We start from the raw sequence: 21,888 nt of genomic DNA on the forward strand, positions 1-21,888 counted from the left end.
GCGTTCACCTCCGACAACGGCTACATGGAGGGCGAGCACCGCTGGCGCAGCGGCAAGGTCATCGGCTTCGAGCCGTCCTACCGCGTGCCGCTCCTGATGGCCGGCCCCGGCATCCCCGAGGGCGCCCAGGAGGTCATGCCGGTCAACACCGTCAACCTCTCCGCCTCCGTCCTCGACTGGGCTGGCGCACACCTGGCCGGCACCGACGGACAGCCGTTCGTCGACGCGATCGGCACCGGCCGCGGCTGGGACCACGCGCTCGGTTACGAGGCCTACTTCCCCTCGATCCGCAACCGCCACGACGTCCCCGGCTTCGAGCGCGGCGACGCCTCGGCGGTCGGTATCCGCACGGCGCAGTACTTCTACGTCCGCTACAGCAACGGCCAGGAAGAGCTCTTCGACCTGCGCCGCGACCCGGTCGAGCTGACGTCGGTGGCTGCCGACCCGGCGTACGCGGAGGTGAAGGGTGAGCTGCGCACGCTCTGGGACCGCTTCCACCAGTGCCGCGGTGCCGCCTGCGACCTCCCCCTGCCCGCGTCGCTGACGACCGATGCCACCAGCACCCGTGAGCTGACCGACCTCATGGAGACGGAGACGGCCCGCTACTACGGCCGCTGACCCCTCGTCACCCCGAGGCGTGTGACACGCCCGACAGGCGTCACGGCTGGCGTTACGCCATCGTCATAGTCTAGTTTTTCACTCGACATACAACAGACAACAGAGGGGAGGGCACCATGAAGCGACGTTCAACGCTGATCTCGCTGGTGGCGGCCCTGGCGGTTGCCGTGCCGACGTTCGGTGCGATCAACCACGAGACGTCGGCCGGTGCGGCCGTCGCCCGGACCGGAGCGCCCAACGTGCTCGTCGTCATGACCGACGACATGCGCTACGACGACGTGAAGTACATGCCGAACCTGCGCAAGTTCCTCGGCGCCCGCGGCACGGACTTCCGCAACATGTTCGCTCCCACTCCCCTCTGCTGCCCGAACCGCGCGTCGTTCCTCACCGGCAAGTACGCCCACAACCACCACGTGTGGTGGCACGACGAGCCGTGGGGCTACGGCGCCTTCGACGACCGCCACACCATCGGCGGGGCGCTCCAGGCCGCCGGCTACACGACCGGCTACGTCGGCAAGTACCTCAACGGCTACGGCCGGATGCGCCCCAAGGCGGACCCGACGCACAAGCCCTCGACCTACGTCCCCGCAGGCTGGGACGAGTGGCGCGGTACGCCGGACGCGACGTCGCTGCCCGAGTCCGACCCGCGCGCCGGCAGCACCTACCGGTACTTCGACACCACCGTGAACGAGAACGGCAAGCTCGTCGGCCACCAAGGCGTCTACAACTCGCGCCTGCTGGTCAGCGAGGGCGTCAAGCTGATCGACAAGTTCCACGGCAGCTCGAAGCCCTGGTACCTGATGATCAACTCGCTCGCGCCGCACCACGGTGGCCCCGTCGAGAAGGACGACCCCTACCTGGTCACGCCGGCGCGGCCGACGTGGGTCAAGGGCAAGTTCAACCAGCAGATCCAGCGGGGTCCGGGTGTGCCGCGCAGCGGTGAGCCCGAGGCCGACGTGAGCGACAAGGCGCGCATCACGCGGTCGAAGGAGCCCTTCGGCAAGCGCGAGCGCAACGCCGTCCGCAACGAGGCCCGGCAGCGCGCCGAGACGCTCTACGTCCTCGACAAGCAGCTGCAGCGCGTGTGGGACGAGCTGGCCCGCGCCGGGCAGCTGCGCAACACCGTCATCGCGTTCACCTCCGACAACGGCTACATGGAGGGAGAGCACCGCTGGCAGGCCGGCAAGCTGATCGGCTTCGACTCCTCCTACCGGGTGCCGCTGCTGGTCGCCGGGCCGGGCATCCCTGCGGGCGCCAGGCAGTACTCCCCCGTCACCACGATCGACCTGACCGCGTCGATCCTCGACTGGACCGGCGCGCACCTGCCGGGCGTCGACGGGCGCTCGTTCGTCCCCGACATCGGCACCAAGGTCGGCTGGAACCGGGCGGTCGGCTACGAGGCCCACATCCCCAACATCCGCAACAAGCAGAAGACGATCTTCACCGACGCCCGCCAGGCGATCGGCATCCGCACCGGCCGCTACTTCTACGTGAGGTATGCCAACGGCCAGTCGGAGCTCTTCGACCTCGAGAAGGATCCGCTGGAGCTCAAGTCGGTCACCGCCGACCCGGCGTACGCCGCCGCGAAGCGCGAGCTGAACGTGGCCTGGAAGGCGTTCAAGGACTGCCGCGGCGAGGCCTGCGTCGTAGCGCTCCCGCCGAACCTGCGGACGAACGCCGCACAGGACGCCTCGATCCGGGAAGGGCTGACGACGGCGACCGCCCGCTACTACGGCTGAGGCCGCGAGGCGGGGAACCAGCGCGCGAGCTCGACGGCGACACCGTCCTCCTCCACGGGGGCGGTGACGTCGTCGGCTTCGTGCTTGACCTCGTCGATCGCCTGGCCCATCGCGACGCCGCGGTGTGCCCAGCGGAGCATCTCGAGGTCGTTGCGCCCGTCGCCGATCGCGAGGGCATCTGCGGCCGTCACCCCGAGGGCCGCCGCAACACGGGCGAGACCCGAGGCCTTGGTGACCCCGATCGGCGAGAGGTCCATCCAGGCCGACCAGCCGATGACGTACTCGGTGTTGTGCAGGCCGAGGCGGCGGCCGAGCGCGACGAAGTCCTCAGGTGTCGCAGCAGGGTCACGGATGATGACGCGGTTGACCGGCTCGGCGACGAGGTCGTCAACCGCGGTGATGAGCTGGCGACCGCTCAACTCGCCGGGCGGGAACTCGTGTGAGACGCGGTAGCCCACGCCGTACTCCTCGACGGCGACGATCGCCGTGGGGTGCTCCACCAGGATCGCTCGCACCGCGTCGGCGGCGTCGAAGCGCTCCTCGTGCACGACCTCGACGGGTGGGTAGCGCACGACCACGCCGCCGTTGGAGGCGACGATCCAGACCTGCTCACCGAGGTGCAGGTCGAGCAGGTGCAGCACCGGCACCATCGCATCGATCGAGCGCCCCGAGGCGAGGACGATCTGCGCCCCGCCGGCAAGCGCACGGTGGACTGCCGCCTTCACGGCGGGCGCGATCGTCTCGTTGTCCTGGCCCTGCCCCTCGACCCACTGGATCAGGGTGCCGTCGATGTCGAGCGCGATCAGCCGCGGCTGCCAGGTCTCCCCCACGACAGCGACACTAGCGGCGGCCGCAACCGGCTTTCAGCCGATCGGCGTGAGCACCTCGAGGCCACCCATGTACGGCTGGAGCGCCGTCGGCACGCGCACCGAACCATCCGCCTGCTGGTGCGTCTCGAGCACCGCGACGATGGCCCGCGTGACGGCGGTCAGCGTGCCGTTGAGCGTCGCCACCGGACGGGTGCCGCGCTCGCCGCGCTCGCGGATGTTGAGGCGGCGGCTCTGGAACTCCGTGCAGTTCGAGGTCGAGGTCAGCTCGCGGTACTTGCCCTGCGTGGGGATCCAGGCCTCGCAGTCGTACTTGCGGACGGCGGACGGGCCGAGGTCGCCCGCGGCGATGTCGACAACCTGGTAGGCCAGCTCGAGCTTGTCGAGGAACGCCTTCTCCCAGTCCAGCAGGCGCTTGTGCTCGGCCGGCGCCTCCTCGATCGAGGTGTAGACGAACATCTCGACCTTCTCGAACTGGTGCACGCGGATGATGCCCTTGGTGTCCTTGCCCGCCGAGCCGGCCTCCTTGCGGAAGCAGCTCGAGAACGCCGCGTAGCGACGCGGCAGCGAGGCCGGCTCGAGGATCTCGTCGGAGTGGTACGCCGCCATCGGCACCTCGGACGTGCCGACCAGGTAGAGGTCGTCGACCTTGTAGACGCCGTCGTCGACCTGGTCGAGGAAGCCGGTGCCGGCCATCGCCTCGGCACGCACGAGCGCCGGCGCAACAACCTGCGTGAAGCCGGCTTCGCGGGCCTGGTCCAGCGCCATGTTGATCAGCGCGAACTCGAGCTGCGCGCCGACACCGGTGAGGAAGTAGAAGCGCGAGCCCGAGACCTTGGCGCCGCGGTCGAGGTCGATCGCGCCGAGCAGCTTGCCGAGCTCGACGTGGTCGCGGGGCTCGAAGCCCTCGGCGGCGAAGTCACGCGGCGTGCCGACGTACTCGATGACGACGGAGTCGTCCTCGCCACCGGCCGGCGTCGCGTCCTCGCAGATGTTGGGGATCGCCTTCAGCGCGCGCTCCCAGGCCTCCTCGGCCTCGCGGTTGGCCTCCTCGGCAGCCTTGACCTCGACGGCCAGCTCCTTGGTCTGCGCGAGCAGCGCGGGCTTCTCCTCGGCCGACGCCCGGGGGATCAGGCCGCCGACGCGCTTCTGCTCCGCCCGCTTCGCCTCGAACGCCGCGATCGCCGCGCGGCGACCGGCGTCGGCGACCAGGGCGTGGTCGACGACATCGTCAGGGAGTCCGCGCTTGGCCTGCGAGGCGCGGACACGGTCGGGCTCGTCGCGGAGGATGCGCGGATCGATCATGGAGGCAAGGCTATCTGTAGGCGGCGCGCTGGCCGGACCCGCTGCCGGAGCCACTGGCGGGCCCGCTGCCGAACCCGCTCCCGGGCAGGCAGCGGGACCGCATCAGCGGACGGCCGCGAGGAACTCGCGGGTGCGCTCGTGCCGGGGATCGGTGACGACCTGCGCCGCCGGTCCGCACTCGACGATCCGGCCCCCGTCGAAGAAGGCGACCCGGTCGGCCACGTCGCGAGCGAAGCCGATCTCGTGCGTGACCACGAGCATCGTCATGCCCGACTGGGCCAGATCCTTCATCACCGCGAGCACGTCGCCGACGAGCTCCGGGTCGAGCGCCGAGGTCGGCTCGTCGAAGAGCATCAGCTTCGGCTGCATGGTCAGCGCCCGCGCGATGGCGACGCGCTGCTGCTGGCCGCCGGACAGGCTGCGCGGGTACGCGTCCGCCTTGGCTGCGAGCCCGACGCGCTCCAGCAGGGCGAGCGCCCGGGCACGCACGACCTCCTTGTCCTCCTTGAGCACGGTGACCGGCGCCAGCATCAGGTTCTGCAGGACGGTCATGTGCGGGAAGAGGTTGAAGTGCTGGAACACCATGCCGATGTCCGTACGCCGCCGGCAGACCTCGCGGTCGGACAGCTCGTGCAGCTTCGTGCCGCGCTGGCGGTAGCCGACGATCTCGTCACCGACCCAGAGCCGCCCGGCGTCGATGGTCTCGAGGTGGTTCACACAGCGGAGGAACGTCGACTTGCCCGAGCCCGACGGCCCGATCAGGCAGACCACCTCGCCCGTGGCGATCTCGAGGTCGATGCCCTGGAGCACCTCCAGCGGACCGTAGGACTTGCGCACCTGCTCGGCGCGGACCATCGGGCGCGTGGTCGTGCTGGCCGCGGGGCTCAGCGTGGGAACGGCGGTCATCGCGTGCTCCTGGTGGTGATGGCCCGGGCGAACGTCCGGAGCCGCTGGATCGGGGTGGGCGGCAGGTTGCGGTTGCCGCGGGCGAAGTGCCGCTCGATGTAGTACTGGCCGACGCCGAGCACAGCGGTCACCGCGAGGTACCAGAGGCTGGCCACGATGAGGAGCGGGATCGTCTCGTAGTTGCGCGCGTAGATGACCTGCGAGGAGAAGAGCAGCTCCGGCACCGCGATGACCGAGACCAGCGCCGTCGTCTTGAGCATGCCGATCGTCTCGTTGCCGGTCGGCGGGACGATGACCCGCATCGCCTGCGGGAGCACGATCCGGCGCATCGTCTGGCCCTTGGTCAGGCCGAGCGCGGAGGCCGCGTCGGACTGGCCCCACTCCACCGACAGGATGCCGGCGCGCACGATCTCCGACATGTACGCCGCCTCGTTGAGCGCCAGGCCCATGATCGCGGCGAGCATCGGCGTGATGAGGGTGTTGGCATCCAGGTGCACGCCCGGGATGCCGAACGAGATCACCGGGTAGAGCGCCGCCAGGTTGAACCAGAAGAGCAGCTGCACCAGCACCGGCGTACCGCGGAAGAAGGAGACGTAGACGAAGGCGGCGCCGTTGACGACCGGGTTGCTCGACAGCCGCATGACCGCGAGCAGGACGGCGAGGGCGGTGCCGATCGCCATGCAGACGACGGTGAGGAAGAGCGTCGTCCCGAGGCCGCGGATGATCGAGGCGTCGCTGATGTACTGCCCCACCACGTCCCAGCCGAAGCGGGAGTTGCTGAGGACGTTCTGGGCGACGACGACACCGAGGACGGCGACCACGACAGCGGCCAGCCAGCGGCCGGTGTGCCGACGGCGTACGACGGTGAACTGCGTCGCCACGTCGGCGACGTCGAGGGGCTCTGCGAGCGTGCTCATCTCAGGCGCCCGGGTGAGCGGTGAAGTTGGACGCCGGGATGCTCCACTTGGCGGCGAGCTTCTTGACGGTGCCGTCGGCGTACAGCGACTTCACGGCGGCGGCGACGGCCTCCTCGAGCGACGAGCCCTTCGCCAGCGCGATGCCGGTCGGGCGGGCCTCGTAGATGTCGCCGGGAGCCAGCTCGAACTTCCCCTGCGAAAGCTTGCCCTGGTACGAGACGGCCGTGCTGTCGGCCAGCATGCCGTCGACCCGGCCACTGGTGAGGGCGAGCACGGCGTCGTTCTGCGACGGGAAGAGGACCGGCGTCAGCGTGGCCGCACCGGACTCCTCACACTTCTTCGCGAACGCCGGCAGCTGCTCGATCGCCTGCGTGGTGCCCTTCTGGGCGGCGATGCGGTGGCCGCAGAGGACGGCAGGGTCCATCGAGAGCTTCTGCGGGTTGCCCGGCTTCACCGCGACGCCCGCACCGCCCTGGAGGTACTCCACGAAGTCGACAATCTTCTCGCGCTCCGGAGTGACGGAGAAGCTGGACTCGGCCAGGTCGTAGCGACCGGCCTGGATGCCGGTGAGGATCGTGTCGAAGCCGACGTTCTTGATGTCGGCCTTGAGGCCCATCCGCTCCGCGACCGCGGAGGCGAAGTCGGCGTCGAAGCCGATAATCGTCTTGTTGTCGTCGGCGAAGAACTGGAACGGCGGGTACGACGCGTCCATGGCCACCGTGAGGGTGCCCTTCTTCGCAGCCGCCGCAGGGACGAGCGCCTTGACGGCGGGATCGACGGAGACGGCTTCCCGGTCGTTGGGGCGGAGCGCGGAGCCCGCGGAGTCGGCCGTGCTGCTGCCGCAGCTGGACAGGCCGGCAGCGAGGACGAGGGCGGCCAGCGCGGTGGGGTAGAGGCGGTTCATCGGAGTTCTCCTTGGGTGAGTGCTACCTGCGGGGTGCGGAGGGATGCGGCGGAGGGAGGGGAGCCGGACGGGCGCACGAGGTCACGGACCGCAGCGCGACTGCCGATCAGCACCTGGACGACGACCAGCGCCGTCAGGAGCAGCCAGAACGCCGGCCACGAGGGCTGCGCCTGGTGGAGCACGGCAAGGGCGACCAGGCCGATCGCCGCGCCGGTGAAGCCCACGCTCTGGGAGCGTGCCGAGAGGGTTGCCGCGACGGCGCTGTCGGCCGCGCGGGAGACGAAGAGGGTGATGACGAGGGGGAAGACCCCTGCCTGCCCGAGTCCCAGCAGGACGGTGCCGACCACGGGGGGCCAGCCCGCGGCCAGGGCGCCGAAGCCGGCGAGCGAGCCGGCGGACAAGGCCATCAGCAGGACGAACGGCGCCCGCAGCCGCGCCACGAAGAGCGGCACCAGCAGGCTGCCGACGCAACCGACGACGCTGAACAGGCCGAGCAGGCCGCCGGCCTGCCCGACGGAGAGCCCGCTGTCCCGGGCAAAGCGCGGCAGCCAGGTCACGATGGCGAAGAAGAGCAGCGCCTGCACGCCGAACAGCGCGGCGAGCAGCCACGGTGCGCCGGCCGGCGTGACGCGGGTGTGGGCCGGCCTCGGCACGGATCCGGCCGCGGGGACCGGGCTCCGGCCGCCGGCGAGCAGGTGCCAGGCGACCGCCGAGACAAGCGCCACCGCGGCCCAGCCTCCCGTCGAGACCAGGACCGGTACGCCGCGGTCGTCGAGGAGCCCGGTGACGGTAGGTGCTGCGGAGGCGCCGACGGCCATCGCGACGCCATAGACAGCGGTCCATGCTCCGGCGCTGGCCGCGCCGCGATCGCGGACGACGGCCGGGAGCATCACCGCGACGAGGGTGATGCCGAGCGCGGCCAGGACGGTGCCGGGGAAGACGGCGCCGCGCACGACGCTGCGTACGCCAATCCCGGCGGCCACCGCGAGCAGGCCGACCGTGACCGTGCGCCGCGCCCCGAGCCGAGCGGCGACCACGGGCGCGAGGACCGAGCCGAGGCCGAGCACCAGGACCGGCAGCGCGATCACCAGCACCGTCGTCAGCTCGGTCAGGCCGTACGTCGCACGCAGCTCGGGCATCAGCGGGCTGAGGCTGGTGATCGCCGGCCTCAGGTTGAGCGCGGCGACGACCAGGGCGAGGCCGAAGGCCCACGCGCCGGGCCGGGCCGCGGTCGTCACGGCTGCACCAGCTCGCCGGCGCGGGCCACGATCCGGCCGCCCTTGACCACGAGCTCGCGGCGCGGGCGGGCGACGACCGCCTCGGCCGGCGTACGGGCGTCGACGAGGGAGAAGTCGGCGCGGCAGCCGGGCGCGAGGCCGTAGTCAGCGACCCCGAGGACGGCAGCGGCGCCGTACGTCGCGGTGTCGAGCGCGAGCTCGATGTCCTCGTCGCGGCGGAGCCAGGTGCGGTACGCCACGTGCATCGCGCGCTCCAGCATGTCGCCGTTGCCGAACGGGCCCCACAGGTCGCGGATGCCGTCGCTGCCGCTGGCGACAGTGACGCCGTGCGAGCGCATCTCGGCGAGCGGCGGGACGGCGACGTCGTACACGGCTGCGGTGACGAGGGCGACGCCCGCGTCGCCGAGGCGCTTGGCGAGGTGCCCGCGCTCGGAGTCGGTCAGGTCGCCGAGGGAGTCGGCGTGGCTGATCGCGACCTTGCCCTGCAGCCCGAAGGCGACGGTGCGCTCGATGACCAGGCCGAACTGCCAGGCGCCGAGCGTGCCGCCGTCGTGGAGGTGGATGTCCATGCGGGCGTCGTGCCGCGCGGCGAGGTCGAACATCGCGTCGAGCTGCCGGACCGGGTCACCGTCGACGCCGGCCGGGTCGATGCCGCCGAGGGTGGTGGCCCCGGCGCTGAGCGCCTCGTCGAGGAGCTCGAGGGTGCCCGGACGCCGGAGCACGCCGTCCTGCGGGAAGGCGACCTGCTCGACGTCGATGATGCCCGCGACCGCAGCGGCGGCCTTGGCGACGGCCTCGATTCCCTCGAGGCCGATGCCGGGGTCGACGTCGGTGTGGGTGCGGACGCGGGCCGTGCCGAGCGTCGCCATGTGACGCAGGAGCGCGGTCGCGTTGTCGGCGCTCGGCAGGCCGAGCGCGGCACGCTGCGTTCGCTCGTGGGCGATCCGGTCGACCAGTCGCGCGCCGGCGGTGTGCGGCACCCACGGCCCGCCCCACAGGGTCTTGTCGACATGACAGTGCGCATCGATCAGGCCGGGTACGACGAGGAGGCCGCGAGCGTCCTCGACCGGGACGCCGTCGGGGGCGGACAACCCACGGGCGACGGCCGCGATCGCTCCGTCGCGGACGAGCACGTCCACGGTCTGCGTCGGCTGGCTGGCCAGGCGCACCTCGCGGAGAAGGAGATCGGTCATGCGCTGCTCCGTTTGGTAGGTGGTAGACGGTATACCATAAGGCGTCCGTTAGGGTTGTGACCAGACTCCCGACAGGGGCGCTCCGGAGAAACCGGCTGTGAGCGGCATCTGTCTGGGGACGCGGACACCGCGTCTGGGATCACGGACGCGACAGAGAAGGGGAGACCTTGACAGTCGAGAACGGCGCCGTCAGCGCCCGTTACCGGTCGCTGAAGGACCTCACCTGCGAGGACCTGCGCACGCGGATCGTCGACGGCCGGCTCGCACCCGGCGAGCGCCTGGTCGAGCGCGACCTGGCCGAGCAGCTCGAGGTCTCCCGGATCGTCGTGCGCGAGGCGATCGCGCACCTGGTCAGCGAGGGCCTCGCCGTGACCCTCCCCCGCCGCGGCGCCCAGGTCGCCCCTCTCGACGTCGACGACGTGAGCAACCTCTTCGACATCCGCGTCGCGCTCGACGCCCTCGCTGCACGGACGGCCGCCAAGCGGCGTACCGACGACGACCTCGCCGCCCTCGACCGCGCGCTTCGCGCGGCGGGCGAGGCGACCGCAGCCGGGGATCACGACCGGGCCGCCCAGCTCAACGCCGACTTCCACGACCTGCTCATGGACGCCGCGCACAACCCGCAGCTGGCAGTGCTGCACCGCTCGATCAGCGGTCAGGTGCGCCGCGTCTTCCGGATCACCCAGGACGTCGCTCCCGAGCAGCTCCACCACGAGCACGAGGACCTGCTCGCCGCCGTCCGTGCCGGTGACAGCCGGGCTGCCGCGCGCGCGGCGACGCACCACGTCGAGTCGGCGCGCGCGGGCGCGCTGGAGCGACTGCGCGCACTCCGGGCCTGACCCGGCTCCCCCACCGCTCCGCCGAATCCCTTCCGGAGACGCCCCGGACGGCATACTTTCCGTCCGTGACCGATCGCTCCGCCCGCTGGCTCCTCTCGTGGACCGCCGCTCTCGCCGGCCTGTTCCTGCTGCTCGGCGTCCTCGTGACCGCCGGCTGGGGGCCGCTGGTCGACGCCGACCGCTCGGTGAGCCATGCAGTGGCGCGCCTCGTCGACGGGACGGACTGGGCGATCACGGGGCTGCACTGGTTCGAGCTGGTGACCGACACGCTGGCCGCCGAGATCACGGCGGTCGTCGGGGCCCTGCTGATCTGGTCGAAGGGCCACCCCCGCGCGGGCCTCTACTTCGCGATGGTCAACGCGGGCACGATCATCTCGACCCAGGTGCTGAAGCCGGTCTTCGACCGTGACCGCCCCGAGTGGCAGGTCGCCTCGGACCTGCTGCACAACGCGGCGTACCCCTCCGGGCACTCGGCCTGGGCAGCCTCGATCGCCGGCTCGCTCGCCGTTCTCGTGTCGATGCTGGTCCGCAAGGCCCCCGTGCGCCGCGTCATGTACGCCGCCCTGCTGCTCTCGGTCCTCGCCATCGGCGCCGACCGGATCCTGCTGGGTCGCCACTTCCTGACCGACGTCCTGGGCGGCGCGCTGCTCGGCGCGATCTGGGTACTCGGCGTCCTGGCGTTCTACTCCCCGGTCCCGCGCGGGCACGCGCGCCGGCTCGAGCCGCTGCTGGCCACGACCCCCTCGGGCAAGCGCGACCTGCACGTCGTTCTCAACCCGATCAAGGTCGAGTCGGTGGAGTCGTTCAAGGACGTCGTCGCGCAGATGGCCGCCGAGTCGGGCTGGAGCGAGCCCGTCTGGCACCACACCACCGCTGACGACTCCGGCACCGGGCAGGCGCACGACGCCTCCATCGCAGGCGCCGACCTCGTCCTGGTCTGTGGCGGCGACGGCACCGTCCGCGAGGTCTGCGCCGAGCTCGCCGGCACCGGCATCCCGGTCGGCATCGTCCCGGCCGGCACCGGCAACCTGCTGGGCCGCAACCTGTCGCTGCCGCTGTACTTCCGCTCCGCGATCGACGTCGCGCTCAACGGCCAGGACAAGGCGATCGACATGGTCGCGCTGTCCGGTGACGGCGTCGAGAACACGTCGTTCCTCGTGATGGCCGGGATGGGCTTCGACGCCGCGATCATGGAGGGCGTCAACGAGGACATCAAGAAGAAGGTCGGCTGGATCGCCTACGTGCTCTCCGCGCTCAAGGCGCTGATGTTCCCGGCGATGAAGCTCGAGATCTCCGTCGACAGCGGCGAGTTCACCTCGCACCGTGCCCGCACGGTCGTCATCGGCAACGTCGGCTACCTCCAGGGCGGCATGCCGCTCATCCCGAACGCCGCCATCGACGACGGCCAGCTCGACGTGGTGCTGCTCTACCCGAAGAAGTTCCTGTCGTGGCTGCCGCTCGCCTTCAAGGTGCTGACCAAGCAGAAGCGCAGCGACTCCTCACTGACCCGCTTCACCGGCACCCGCGTCGTGGTGCGCTCCGCGGTCGAGGTGCCCCGCCAGATCGACGGCGACATCATCAGCTCCGGCAAGGAACTGGTCTGCGAGACCGTGCACGGGCGCCTGCTCGTCCGCGTCCCGCGCTGACACCGAGACCCGGGTTTTGGCGTGCCGAAACCCGGGTTTTGGCGTGCCGAAACCCGGGTTTTGCCGCGTCGAATCGCGGGTTGTGGTCAGCCGCGGGCGGCGCTGAGCGCCTCGTCCTCTTCCGGGGACAGCGGCTGGTCGCACGTCCACTCCGCGACCGACTTGGCGTACGTCCGCGCCTCGCTCCGGCCGTGGATCGAGGTGAGGACGACGCCGTTGCCGTCGTCGTCCGCCAGTGCGAGCGACCACGACAGGTGGCCGCCCATGTCACCGAACGCGTCGTAGCGGACCACCGAGAGGTGCTTGAGCGCATAGCCGCCCTCGGCGCGCAGCGCGGCGACCTCCTGGCGCAGGCCCTGGACGTCCTCGGGCAGCGGGTTGTGCGGCGTACCGACGGGGGTCTCGGGCCGCGCGCCGCGGCGCAGGGCAACGACCGCCACCGCCAGCGCGGCGACGGCGACGAGCAGGGCGAGGATCGCGACGACGTTCACGGGCGGCAGCCTAATGGCGCAGGGCCGTGATGCCGGGGAGGCCTCCGGCGCTCCCTACACTTGGTCCCACCATGGATCTTGCAGTCATCGCCCTGACCTTCGGCACCGTCTTCCTCATCGAGCTCCCCGACAAGACCATGCTGGCGACCCTCGTGCTGAGCACCCGGTTCCGCCCGCTCCTGGTGTGGATCGGCGTGAGCTGCGCGTTCGCCGTGCACATGGCGATCGCCGTCGGCCTCGGCAAGGTCGTGGCCTTCCTGCCCGAGGAGGCCGTCAAGGGCGGCACCGCGGCCCTCTTCCTGGTCGGCGCGTTCCTGCTGCTGCGCGAGGCGCGCACAGCCGACGCCGACGAGGCCGAGACCGAGGCGGAGTACGCCGCCAAGGCCGACGCCGCGGGCACGCGTCGCGGGGCCTGGGCCACGGTCGTGACCTGCTTCCTGGTGCTCTTCACCGCCGAGTGGGGCGACCTGTCGCAGCTGCTCGTGCTCTCGCTCGCAGCCAAGTACGACGCGCCGTTCTCCGTCTTCAGCGGGGCCACGGCAGCCCTGGTCTGCGTCGCCGGACTGGCGGTGCTCGTCGGCCGCTGGCTGCTGGCCCGGATCAAGCTCAGCACGCTGCACTACGTCGGGGCGGGGATCTGCCTCCTGCTCGCGGCGATCACCGTCTACGAGCTGGTCTGAGCGTCGTTCATAACGATTGCGTCACGAAAAAAGGCTCAGGAAATGTGAAAGCCCGGTCGTTGTCGACGGGGGATACAACAACGACCGGGCAAGAGAAAGATAGGCGGTTGACGGTCCAGACCGCAACAACCGTTGTCATTTCCGCCCGAGAAGTCGCAACATCAAGTCCGGCTTGTCCGAGATGACCGCTTCCACGCCGAGGTCCTGACAGATCCGGAGGTTGGCCTCGGTGTTGACCGTCCACACGTGCATGCGCCGGCCCTCGCGGGCCAGGTGCTCCCCCAGCCCGGGGTGGAGCTTGAGCTGCTTGATGCCCGGGCCGATGATCCAGTCCTTCGGCACGACCGGCCGCAGCACGGGCCAGTGGTGGGCCTTCTCGACGAGCTGCACCATGCGCAGGTCGGGCGCCAGACGGTGCGCCCGCAGCAGCGCGGTGTGCGAGAAGCTCATCACCCGCACCGGCGACTTCTTGCCCGCCCAGCCGAACTCCCGCAACGTCTCGATGAGTCGCTTCTCCACCAGTCCGCCGTAGCGCGTCGGGTGCTTGGTCTCGATCGCCAGCTCCACGGGGCGGCCGTAGTCCGCGACCGTCGCGAGCAGCGTGCGCAGCGTCAGCACGCCACCGAGCGCGGGATCCAGGTCGGGCGCCTCGTCGTCGAGGTCCGACCACGGCTTCTTCCAGCTCGCGAAGTCGAGCTCGGACAGCTCGCTGAGCTCCATGCGCGACACGACGCCCTTGTCCCCCGCCGTACGCCGGAGGTCGCGGTCGTGCACGCAGACCAGATGCCCGTCCGCGCTCAGGCGTACGTCGCACTCGAGGGCGTCCGCGCCCACCTCCAGGGCCTCGATGTAGGCACCGAGTGTGTGTTCCGCGATCTCTGCACTAGCACCGCGATGAGCCACGACCTCCATGGCCAGATCTTGCACCGCAACGCGCCCGGTCCGCCCCGTTTTGCGACGACGACGCGCCGCGAAAGTGCGTCAGTCGAGCTCGATCAGGTACCGCCCGAAGTGCGGGACCGTGAACGCGATCAAGCCGCGTTCGGCGGAGTAGATCAGGCCCTTCTTCAGCAGCGCGTCACGGGCGGGCGAGAGCGACTGCGGCTTCTTGCCGAGCTGGATCGCCACGTCCGCGGTCGCGACCGAGCCGATGTCGTCGATGCGGCCCTGCCCGGTCGCGGCCATCTCGACGGCGACGTCGGCCATCGCCCGGAGGTACTCCCGCTCCCCCGGCGTCGCCCGCTCGTAGCGCGAGCCGAAGAAGCCGACCGCGAGCTCGGCCTCGGCGGCCGGGGCGGCGACCTTCACGTCGTCCACGGTGATCGGCGACTGCGGCGCGAGGTCCCAGACCTCCTTGCCGTAGGCCTGGATGAAATACGGGTAGCCGCCCGTCGCGGCGTACATCGCCGCCAGCGCGTCCTCGGTGTACGCCGCGTCCTCGTCGTCGGCGGGCCGGCTCAGCGCCGCATCCGCCGCGTCGCGCGAGAGCCGGTCGATGCGCTGGTAGCGGAAGAGCCGCTCGCTGTAGGACTTGCTCGCGGAGAGCACCGCGGGAAGGTGCGGCAGGCCGGCGCCCACGACGATGATCGGCAGCCCGGACTGGCTGATCTCGTGACAGGCCGCGCAGAGCGCCGAGATGTCGTCCGGCCCGAGGTCCTGCATCTCGTCGATGAAGACCGCGACGCCGCGGCCGACGTCCGCCGCGAGGCCGCCGACATCGGTGAAGAGCTCGACGAGGTCGATCTCGATGTCGCCCGAATCCGCGCGGCCCTTGCGGGCGGGCACGTCGATGCCGGGGTTCCACATCTCCTTGAGCGTCGCCTTCGGGCCGGCGTCGCGCTGCGCGAACGCGCGCAGGACACCCAGCACGTGGTGCACCGACTCCTCGTCGGAGTGCCCGAGCTCGCGGATCGCCTGGTGCAGAGCCGAGCTCAGCGGCCGACGCAGCCCCTGATCGGGGCGGGCCTCCAGCTTGCCGGTGCCCCACCGCTTGCGCACGGCAGCCGACCGCAGCGCGTTGAGCAGCACCGTCTTGCCGACACCGCGCAGGCCGGTGAGCACCATCGACCGCTCGGGACGGCCGCGGGAGATGCGCTCCAGCACGACATCGAACGCCGCCAGCTGCTCGTCACGTCCCGCAAGCTCGGGCGGGCGCTGGCCGGCGCCGGGGGCATAGGGGTTCCTGATCGGGTCCACGATGTGACGGTATCGGGGTTTCTAGGGCTCGCCCTAGATTGACCTAGCGTGTCGCATCGATCCGCCAGAACCCGGGACTCGACGCGCGAAAACCCGGGTCTCGGGCCGTTAAAACCCGGGTCTCGGGGTCAGCCGGCGTCGGAAAGCCGGGCCGCGCGACGCTGGTCAAGCGCCACGGAGTACGACGCGTCCAGCCCCGCGCGCAGCACGTCGATCAGGTCCGGCACCTCGTCGATCGCGAGCCGGAACGTGCCCGCGCACGTCGTGTCGCGCCACAGCGAGAGGACGACCAGCCCCGCCTCGTGGTGCCACGTCACCCGCAGCGCGCGCGAGGGCGACCGGGCGTCGAGGTAGATCTCGCCCGTCAGCGGAAGCGGTGTGACCGGGGGCACCTCACCATGATGCGCCTGCCCCGGTCACCGGCACCAGCATCGGCGCCGCCCTCACAGATCGGGGCGAGCCGGATCAATCGGGCAACACACCCCGATGACGCGCCGATCACACCGCCCGGAGTGGAGTGCGCGGACCGATCTCGTGGATCATTCCGAGCATGCAGAGCCGAGCGACGGCAGACCTGGTGGCGATCCGCGCCACCGTCGTCGCTGCGCTGTCCCTGCTCCTGGCCACGGTCGCGCACGCCCTGGCCGGCGGTCTCCTGCCGGCCGTGTGGACGCTCGTGGCGATGTTCGTCCTCACGGGGGTCGGCGCCGCGCTCGCCCTCGACCGCCGGGCCTCCCGGACGCGCCTCGCGCTGCTGCTGATCGGTGGCCAGACGACCATCCACTTCGCGATGACAGCGCTCGCCGGTCACGGTGACGAGGGCGGTCTGCGTGCTACCACCGTGCACGGCGCCCTCGCCGACGCGGTCCACCACATCCTCGAGGACCTGTTCACCGACGGTCCGATGATGCTGGCCCACCTCGCAGCCGCCGCACTGACCGGCGTCCTGCTCGGTCGCGCCGAGCGTGCGCTCTGGCACGTGCTCGCCCTCCTGCGTCGTGCCACCGGACTCGTCGCGGTCGTCCTCCGCGCGGTGCCGGTCGTGACGTTTGCCCGCCCCGTCGCCCCGCGCACGGCGGTCACCACCGGCCCGCTGCGCCTCCAGTCACGTCTGCTCACCGGCTCCTCCGTCGTACGCCGGGGTCCTCCGGCTCTCCTCCCCGCCTGCTGATCCCAGCAGTCCGGGCACCACGTCACCACACCGCCCGGTGCGGCCGTTCCGGCCTGCCCTCGGGCGTCCCCACGTGCTCCCAGGAGAGTCATGTCCGACACCCTCGTCGTCGACCCCGTCGACGACTCCACCCCCACACCCGACCGGAAGGGGAAGCCCTCCGGCGGCCTCTTCCGCGCCTTCTGGCGCTGGCACTTCTACGCCAGCTTCGTCGTCATCCCCGTCCTGCTGGTGCTCGCGAGCACCGGCCTGATCTACCTGCTCCGGTTCCAGATCGAACCGCTGATGCACGCCGACGTCATGAAGGTCGACGTCCCGGCCGACGCCAGCCGCCTGTCGTACGACGACCAGGCCGCCGCCGTGCTGAAGGCCTACCCCGACGGCCGTATCGCCGCCGTCCTGGAGCCGTCGGCCCCGAACCGCTCGACCGACTTCTCGCTCTCGACCGCCGCACCCGGCACGCCGAGCTGGGAGGACGACACCCTCCGCGAGGTGTACGTCGACCCGTACACCGGCAAGGTCCTCGGCGAGCTCAACCCCGACGACACCCTGTCCGGGTGGGCGAAGAACACCCACAAGGACATGATGCTCGGCACCAAGGGCCAGTACCTGATCGAGCTCGGCGCCTGCTGGGCGATCGTCATGGCCCTCACCGGCTACTACATGTACTGGAAGGGCCGCGCCGCCCGCGCCCGCCGCAAGCTCGCGAAGGCCAAGGGCGCCGCGCTGCGCCACAAGCACGCGACGGTCGGCCTCTTCGTCGGGGTCGGCCTCCTCGGCCTGGTCGTCTCCGGCCTGCCGTGGACCGTCTGGTGGGGCGGCCACGTCCAGACCTTTGCCACCAGCCAGGGCACGAGCATGTGGTCCTCCGACCCGGGCGCCCAGTCGGCTCCGCCAACGCTCGACGCCTCGATTCCGCACAGCCACAACGTGCCGTGGGGTGCGGGCAAGAGCCCGGTGCCGACGTCCGCGCCGGAGCCCACGGATGCCACGCCCGTGGGTGTCGACGCGGCGGTCGCCGCAGCTGAAGCTCGCGGGCTGACCCACCCGATGACCGTCGCCGTCCCGGCCGATGCGGAGGGCGTCTACTCGGTCATGGGCTACGCCTTCAACGCCCCGAGCAAGGAGGCGACGGTCCACGTCGACCAGTTCACCGCCCAGCCCGTCGCGCAGTACGGGTACGGCGACTACTCCACGCTCGCCAAGGTGGTCGACCAGGGCATCGCGCTCCACGAGGGACGCCGCTTCGGCTCCCTGAACTTCGCCGCGACCGCCCTCTTCTGCCTCGCGGTGATCTTCATGTGCCTGGCCGGACCGCTCATGTGGTGGCGCCGTCGGCCGAAGGGCGCCTCGATGGGCGCACCGCGTGGCCGACTCAACGTCAGGACCGGCCGGCTGGCCGTCGTCGGCCTGATCGGGCTCGCCCTTGTCCTCCCGGTTTTCGGTGCTTCACTGGTCGCGGTCTTCGCGCTCGACCAGCTGGTGCTCCGCCGGGTCCCCCCGCTGAAGAACTTCTTCAACGTCGTCTGAAACCCCTCGAAAGGAACACCATGCGTATCGCACTCACCGCCCTGGCCCTCACCGGAACCCTCGCCCTTGCCGCGTGCGCGAGCGAAGGCACCACCGACACCACGCCGTCGGCTTCGCCGACGTCGACCTCCTCGATGTCGCCGAGCGACTCGGCGGCTCCGGCCAAGGTCATCGACATCACCGTCAAGGACGGCAAGCCGACCCCCAACGGCGCGACCATCAAGGTCCCCGTCGGCAAGCCGATCGAGCTCCGCGTCACCGCCGACGCACCCGGCGAGCTCCACATCCACACGACCCCGGCGCACGCACTCGAGTACACGAAGGGCGTCAGCTCGATCACCATCACGATCCCGCGCCCGGGCGTCGTCGAGACCGAGCTCGAGCAGACCGGCACTCTCGTCGCCAACCTCGAAGCCGAGTGAACTGAACGTCCGGTGGCGGCACGCCTGTGCCGCCACCGGACGGCCTCACGAGTGGGGGTCTTCTCGTGAATACGACACACCTGTGTCGTCGTCACGGGAAGGCCCCCATTCGCACGTCCCGGTGTTGGCGACACACCCGAGTCGCGTTCGCGAGCTGCGTCAGCCGGGAGCGACCGTCAGGCGTCGGCAGTGGCGCGGCGCGCGCGGGCAGCGCCGACGACGGTGACGCCCGTCGCCCAGACCGCGACGAAGACAGCCACGATCGCGAAGCCGACGTAGTCGAGGTTGACCTTCTCGACCCAGGTCAGCCACGCGGGGCTGAGCTCGTCCGCGACGAGCTGCAGCAGCAGCACCGTGCCGATGGTGAGCGCGATCAGCACGGAGAGCGTCGTGACCACCATGTTGTAGACGATCCGGCGCGCGGGGTCGAGCGACGACCACTCGTACGCGCGCGACATGACCACACCGTCGATGCTGTCGCCGAGCACCATGCCGGCGGTGAAGAGGACCGGCAGCACCATGACGGCGTACCAGGGCAGGGCGTACGCCGCGGTGCCGCCCGCCAGGACCAGCAGCGCGATCTGCGTGGCCGTGTCGAACCCGAGGCCCATCAGCAGACCGGCCGGGTAGAGGTGCCACGGCTTGTCGATGCGCCGTGTGACCCGGCCGAAGATCCGCGCCAGGAAGCCGCGGTTGTGCAGGTGGTGCTCGAGCTGGTGCTCGTCGAACGTGCCTGCGTGGAGGTGGCGCCGCGCGTGGATGATGCCGCCGAGCGCGCTGAGGTTCATCAGGCCGACGATGACGAGGAAGAGGCCGGCCGCCGAGGAGCCGATCACGCCGAGCGCGTGCTGCAGCGAGGAGTCGGCGTCCTGGACCGGGCCGGCGATCGCCGTCACGCCGAGCGCGATGACCGCGGCCAGGCCGAAGACGACACTCGAGTGACCGAGCGCGAACCAGAGCCCCGTCGAACGCGCCGCCTTGCCCTCACCGACGAGCTTGCGCGTCGCGTTGTCGATGATCGCGATGTGGTCGGCGTCGAACGCGTGCCGCGCCCCGAGCAGGAACGCCGTCAGCCCCACGCCGACGCCGAACACGCCGGCATCGCCGATGCGGTAGTCCTGCGGGACGACGACCAGCAGGAGCGTGCCCCAGCCGACGACGTTCAGCACCACGATCGTGAGCAGCATGCCGACGACCTGGCGGCGAGAGTGCGCCGCGCTGGGTCGCTGGTGCTCGTGCATGCGGGCCATCTTATTGCCAATGACTTGCAACAAGGCGGTCGGGCTACTTCAGTAGCTTGGACATCCGCCGGTCAGCGAGCGGCTTGCCGCCGGTCTGGCAGGTGGCGCAGTACTGCAGGCTCGAGTCCGCGAAGCTCACCTCGCGCACCGTGTCGCCGCAGACGGGGCACGCCTGACCGGTGCGGCCGTGGACGGCCATGTTGCTCTTCTTCTCGCCCTTGAGCTCCGACGCGGCCAGTCCGCGCGAACGCTCGACGGCCTCGCCGACGGTCCCCCGGATCGCGTCGTACAGCGTCACGAGGTCGTCGCCCTCGATCGACGAGGCCGGCTTGTACGGCGACATCCGCGCCGCGTGCAGGATCTCGTCGGAGTAGGCGTTGCCGATGCCGGCGATCGTGCCCTGGTGCCGCAGCACGCCCTTGATCTGCTTGCGCCCCTCCCGCTGGAGGATCTCGCCGAGGACGTCGACGGTGAAGGCGTCCGCGAGCGGGTCAGGCCCGAGAGAGGCGATGCCCGGCACGTCCTGCGGGTCGCGGACGACGTACAGCGCGAGGCTCTTCTTCGTGCCCGCCTCGGTGATGTCCAGCCCGGAGTCGTCGTCGAGGACGATGCGCGCCGCCAGCGGCGACTTCGAGTTGGGGCGGGCCGGCAGCGCGGGGACGGAGTCCTTCCAGCGGATCCACCCGGCACGCGCGAGGTGGATGCAGAGGTGCAGGCCGCCCGCCTCGATGTCGAGAAACTTGCCGTGCCGGCTGACGCCATCGACGAACGCACCGGACAGCGCCGCCAGCGGCGGGTCGAACGTCTTGAGCGCCATGAACGCCGTGAGGTCGACGCGCACGATCGCCCGGCCGTCGAGGCGGCCGGCGAGGTCCTGGGCGAGGGCTTCCACCTCGGGCAGCTCGGGCATGCCCGCATCCTAGATTCGCGCTGCGACAATGGGGCTCATGATCCCCACCGTCTCCCTCGACCAGGTCCCCCACCCGCTCCCCGAGGGCCTGCACGTGCTCGACGTACGCGAGCCCGAGGAGTGGGCACACGGGCACATCGAGGGCGCGCTGCACGTGCCGCTCGGCATCCTGCCGGCGCGCTTCTCCGAGCTGCCCGACGGCCAGACGCTCGTCGTCTGCAAGGTGGGCGGCCGCTCCGCGCAGGCCGTGATGTGGCTGCAGCGCCAGGGGCTCGACGTCGTGAACCTCGACGGCGGCATGCTCGACTGGGAGGCTGCCGGACGCCCGATGGTCAGCGAGACGGGCGCCGCGCCGTTCATTGCGTGAATCAACCAATCAATTCGGCGGAAACCCGGACGCGGAGGTGAAGCTCCCGCGAGGATGAGGCGACTTTTCCTCGGACAGGAGCTCCATGAACACCCTCGCTCGTCTCGGCGCACTCGCTGGCACTGCCGCGCTCACCCTCGGCCTGGCGGGTCCCGCCCTCGCCGACACCTTCACGTACTACGACAAGGCCGGCGACGTGTGGGCCGACACCTGCACGTACCCGGCTGACGACCCGATGGCCGACGGCGAGTGCACCGACGCCCGCGACAGCACGATCGCCGAGGGTGACGTGATTGCCGCGTCGATCCAGCACAACGCGCGCAAGATCGTGCTCCGGGTCCGTTACCGCGAGCTGACCCGGGACACCGACTTCCACGTCTTCCTCGGCGACATCCGCACCAACGAGCACCTCCACCGTGGCGTCGCCGTCGGTTACGACTCCGAAGAGGGTGTGTCGTTCGCGGATCTGTTCCGGATGAGCGACGGCAACGACGTTCGCTGCAGCCTCGGCCGCACCGTCGACTTCACCAACAACCTGATCGAGGTCCGCATCCCGCGCGGCTGCCTGTCCAGCCCGCGCTGGATCCAGGCGGGCATGGGGCACCTGCGGTTCTCCGAGACCGAGGGAACCGCCGAGGACGGCACCTCGACCGTAACCGAGGCGACGTACTTCGACGACGCACTGTCGGGCTACTACAGCACCACGAAGATGAGCCCGAAGCTCTTCCGCAACTGAGAGCACTCCTCG

The 21,888-nt window shown here is 70.8% G+C and carries 23 protein-coding genes; 10 read left to right on the plus strand and 13 right to left on the minus strand.

Annotated elements, in window-relative coordinates:
* Positions 1–618, plus strand: a 618-nt coding sequence (locus EPD65_RS02600) for a sulfatase/phosphatase domain-containing protein (RefSeq protein WP_165872856.1), incomplete at its 5' end; no start/stop codon positions are given.
* Between the two features lie 116 nt (positions 619–734).
* Positions 735–2,357: a sulfatase family protein gene (locus tag EPD65_RS02605; RefSeq protein WP_131581609.1), complete on the plus strand. Its 1,623-nt coding sequence runs from the start codon at positions 735–737 to the stop codon at positions 2,355–2,357.
* Here the strand turns inward: EPD65_RS02605 and EPD65_RS02610 are convergent.
* The 7 genes from EPD65_RS02610 to EPD65_RS02640 all read right to left on the minus strand — a co-directional run bounded on the left by EPD65_RS02610 (position 2,348) and on the right by EPD65_RS02640 (position 9,647).
* Complete coding sequence (locus EPD65_RS02610; RefSeq protein ID WP_131581610.1) at positions 2,348–3,187, minus strand: HAD family hydrolase; 840 nt, start codon at positions 3,185–3,187, stop codon at positions 2,348–2,350. The two genes, EPD65_RS02605 and EPD65_RS02610, sit on opposite strands and share 10 nt — an antisense overlap.
* A 33-nt stretch (positions 3,188–3,220) precedes the next feature.
* A complete protein-coding gene (gene serS, locus EPD65_RS02615; protein WP_131581611.1) occupies positions 3,221–4,489 on the minus strand; it encodes a serine--tRNA ligase in 1,269 nt (422 codons plus the stop codon).
* 102 nt (positions 4,490–4,591) lie between these two features.
* Positions 4,592–5,395 carry an amino acid ABC transporter ATP-binding protein gene (locus EPD65_RS02620; RefSeq protein ID WP_424450235.1) on the minus strand — a complete coding sequence of 268 codons (804 nt, stop codon included), beginning with the start codon at positions 5,393–5,395 and terminating at the stop codon, positions 4,592–4,594.
* Positions 5,392–6,312, minus strand: a complete 921-nt coding sequence (locus EPD65_RS02625) for an amino acid ABC transporter permease (protein WP_131581612.1) — start codon at positions 6,310–6,312, stop codon at positions 5,392–5,394. Before EPD65_RS02625 ends, EPD65_RS02620 begins: the two co-directional genes overlap by 4 nt.
* 1 nt (position 6,313) lies before the next feature.
* Positions 6,314–7,216, minus strand: a complete 903-nt coding sequence (locus EPD65_RS02630; protein WP_131581613.1) for an ABC transporter substrate-binding protein — start codon at positions 7,214–7,216, stop codon at positions 6,314–6,316.
* A complete protein-coding gene (locus EPD65_RS02635; protein WP_131581614.1) occupies positions 7,213–8,454 on the minus strand; it encodes an MFS transporter in 1,242 nt (413 codons plus the stop codon). Before EPD65_RS02635 ends, EPD65_RS02630 begins: the two co-directional genes overlap by 4 nt.
* Positions 8,451–9,647 carry an amidohydrolase gene (locus tag EPD65_RS02640; protein ID WP_131581615.1) on the minus strand — a complete coding sequence of 399 codons (1,197 nt, stop codon included), beginning with the start codon at positions 9,645–9,647 and terminating at the stop codon, positions 8,451–8,453. Before EPD65_RS02640 ends, EPD65_RS02635 begins: the two co-directional genes overlap by 4 nt.
* 167 nt (positions 9,648–9,814) lie before the next feature.
* On the opposite strand from EPD65_RS02640, the gene EPD65_RS02645 reads away from it, so the two are divergent.
* The gene (locus EPD65_RS02645; protein WP_131581616.1) at positions 9,815–10,486 is read left to right on the plus strand and encodes a GntR family transcriptional regulator; all 672 of its coding nucleotides are present in this window, start codon (positions 9,815–9,817) and stop codon (positions 10,484–10,486) included.
* Between the two features lie 65 nt (positions 10,487–10,551).
* Positions 10,552–12,132: a bifunctional phosphatase PAP2/diacylglycerol kinase family protein gene (locus EPD65_RS02650; RefSeq protein WP_243640406.1), complete on the plus strand. Its 1,581-nt coding sequence runs from the start codon at positions 10,552–10,554 to the stop codon at positions 12,130–12,132.
* A gap of 86 nt (positions 12,133–12,218) precedes the next feature.
* Here the strand turns inward: EPD65_RS02650 and EPD65_RS02655 are convergent, their stop codons facing one another.
* The gene (locus EPD65_RS02655) at positions 12,219–12,623 is read right to left on the minus strand and encodes a DUF4446 family protein (RefSeq protein ID WP_131581617.1); all 405 of its coding nucleotides are present in this window, start codon (positions 12,621–12,623) and stop codon (positions 12,219–12,221) included.
* A gap of 71 nt (positions 12,624–12,694) precedes the next feature.
* Between EPD65_RS02655 and EPD65_RS02660 the strand changes: the two genes are divergently transcribed.
* Complete coding sequence (locus EPD65_RS02660; protein WP_131581618.1) at positions 12,695–13,303, plus strand: TMEM165/GDT1 family protein; 609 nt, start codon at positions 12,695–12,697, stop codon at positions 13,301–13,303.
* A 135-nt stretch (positions 13,304–13,438) separates the two neighbouring features.
* On the opposite strand, the gene EPD65_RS02665 is transcribed toward EPD65_RS02660, so the two are convergent.
* From EPD65_RS02665 to EPD65_RS02675, 3 genes are all read right to left on the minus strand, one after another.
* Positions 13,439–14,215, minus strand: a complete 777-nt coding sequence (locus EPD65_RS02665; RefSeq protein ID WP_131581619.1) for a glycerophosphodiester phosphodiesterase — start codon at positions 14,213–14,215, stop codon at positions 13,439–13,441.
* A gap of 69 nt (positions 14,216–14,284) precedes the next feature.
* Entirely contained in the window at positions 14,285–15,499 is a 1,215-nt protein-coding gene (locus EPD65_RS02670; protein ID WP_131581620.1) for an ATP-binding protein, read from the minus strand.
* Positions 15,500–15,627: 128 nt separating this feature from the next.
* Positions 15,628–15,891, minus strand: a complete 264-nt coding sequence (locus EPD65_RS02675) for a hypothetical protein (protein ID WP_207891385.1) — start codon at positions 15,889–15,891, stop codon at positions 15,628–15,630.
* Between the two features lie 158 nt (positions 15,892–16,049).
* Here EPD65_RS02675 and EPD65_RS02680 point away from each other — a divergent pair, with 158 nt between their 5' ends.
* From EPD65_RS02680 to EPD65_RS02690, 3 genes are all read left to right on the plus strand, one after another.
* On the plus strand, positions 16,050–16,670 hold the full coding sequence (locus EPD65_RS02680; protein WP_131581621.1) for a hypothetical protein: 621 nt from the start codon (positions 16,050–16,052) through the stop codon (positions 16,668–16,670).
* A 90-nt stretch (positions 16,671–16,760) separates the two neighbouring features.
* Complete coding sequence (locus EPD65_RS02685; RefSeq protein ID WP_131581622.1) at positions 16,761–18,200, plus strand: PepSY-associated TM helix domain-containing protein; 1,440 nt, start codon at positions 16,761–16,763, stop codon at positions 18,198–18,200.
* A 20-nt stretch (positions 18,201–18,220) separates the two neighbouring features.
* On the plus strand, positions 18,221–18,622 hold the full coding sequence (locus EPD65_RS02690; protein WP_131581623.1) for a cupredoxin domain-containing protein: 402 nt from the start codon (positions 18,221–18,223) through the stop codon (positions 18,620–18,622).
* A gap of 176 nt (positions 18,623–18,798) precedes the next feature.
* Here the strand turns inward: EPD65_RS02690 and EPD65_RS02695 are convergent, their stop codons facing one another.
* Together EPD65_RS02695 and EPD65_RS02700 are read right to left on the minus strand one after the other, a co-directional pair.
* Entirely contained in the window at positions 18,799–19,863 is a 1,065-nt protein-coding gene (locus EPD65_RS02695) for a HoxN/HupN/NixA family nickel/cobalt transporter (RefSeq protein ID WP_131581624.1), read from the minus strand.
* A gap of 43 nt (positions 19,864–19,906) precedes the next feature.
* Positions 19,907–20,773: an Fpg/Nei family DNA glycosylase gene (locus EPD65_RS02700; protein ID WP_131581625.1), complete on the minus strand. Its 867-nt coding sequence runs from the start codon at positions 20,771–20,773 to the stop codon at positions 19,907–19,909.
* 37 nt (positions 20,774–20,810) lie between these two features.
* Here EPD65_RS02700 and EPD65_RS02705 point away from each other — a divergent pair, with 37 nt between their 5' ends.
* Together EPD65_RS02705 and EPD65_RS02710 are read left to right on the plus strand one after the other, a co-directional pair.
* Complete coding sequence (locus EPD65_RS02705) at positions 20,811–21,140, plus strand: rhodanese-like domain-containing protein (protein ID WP_243640407.1); 330 nt, start codon at positions 20,811–20,813, stop codon at positions 21,138–21,140.
* A gap of 85 nt (positions 21,141–21,225) precedes the next feature.
* Positions 21,226–21,876: a hypothetical protein gene (locus tag EPD65_RS02710; RefSeq protein ID WP_131581627.1), complete on the plus strand. Its 651-nt coding sequence runs from the start codon at positions 21,226–21,228 to the stop codon at positions 21,874–21,876.
* The last annotated feature ends 12 nt before the right edge of the window (positions 21,877–21,888 follow it).

The sequence above is a fragment of the Nocardioides jejuensis genome (assembly GCF_004337475.1).
Classification (GTDB): domain Bacteria; phylum Actinomycetota; class Actinomycetes; order Propionibacteriales; family Nocardioidaceae; genus Nocardioides; species Nocardioides jejuensis.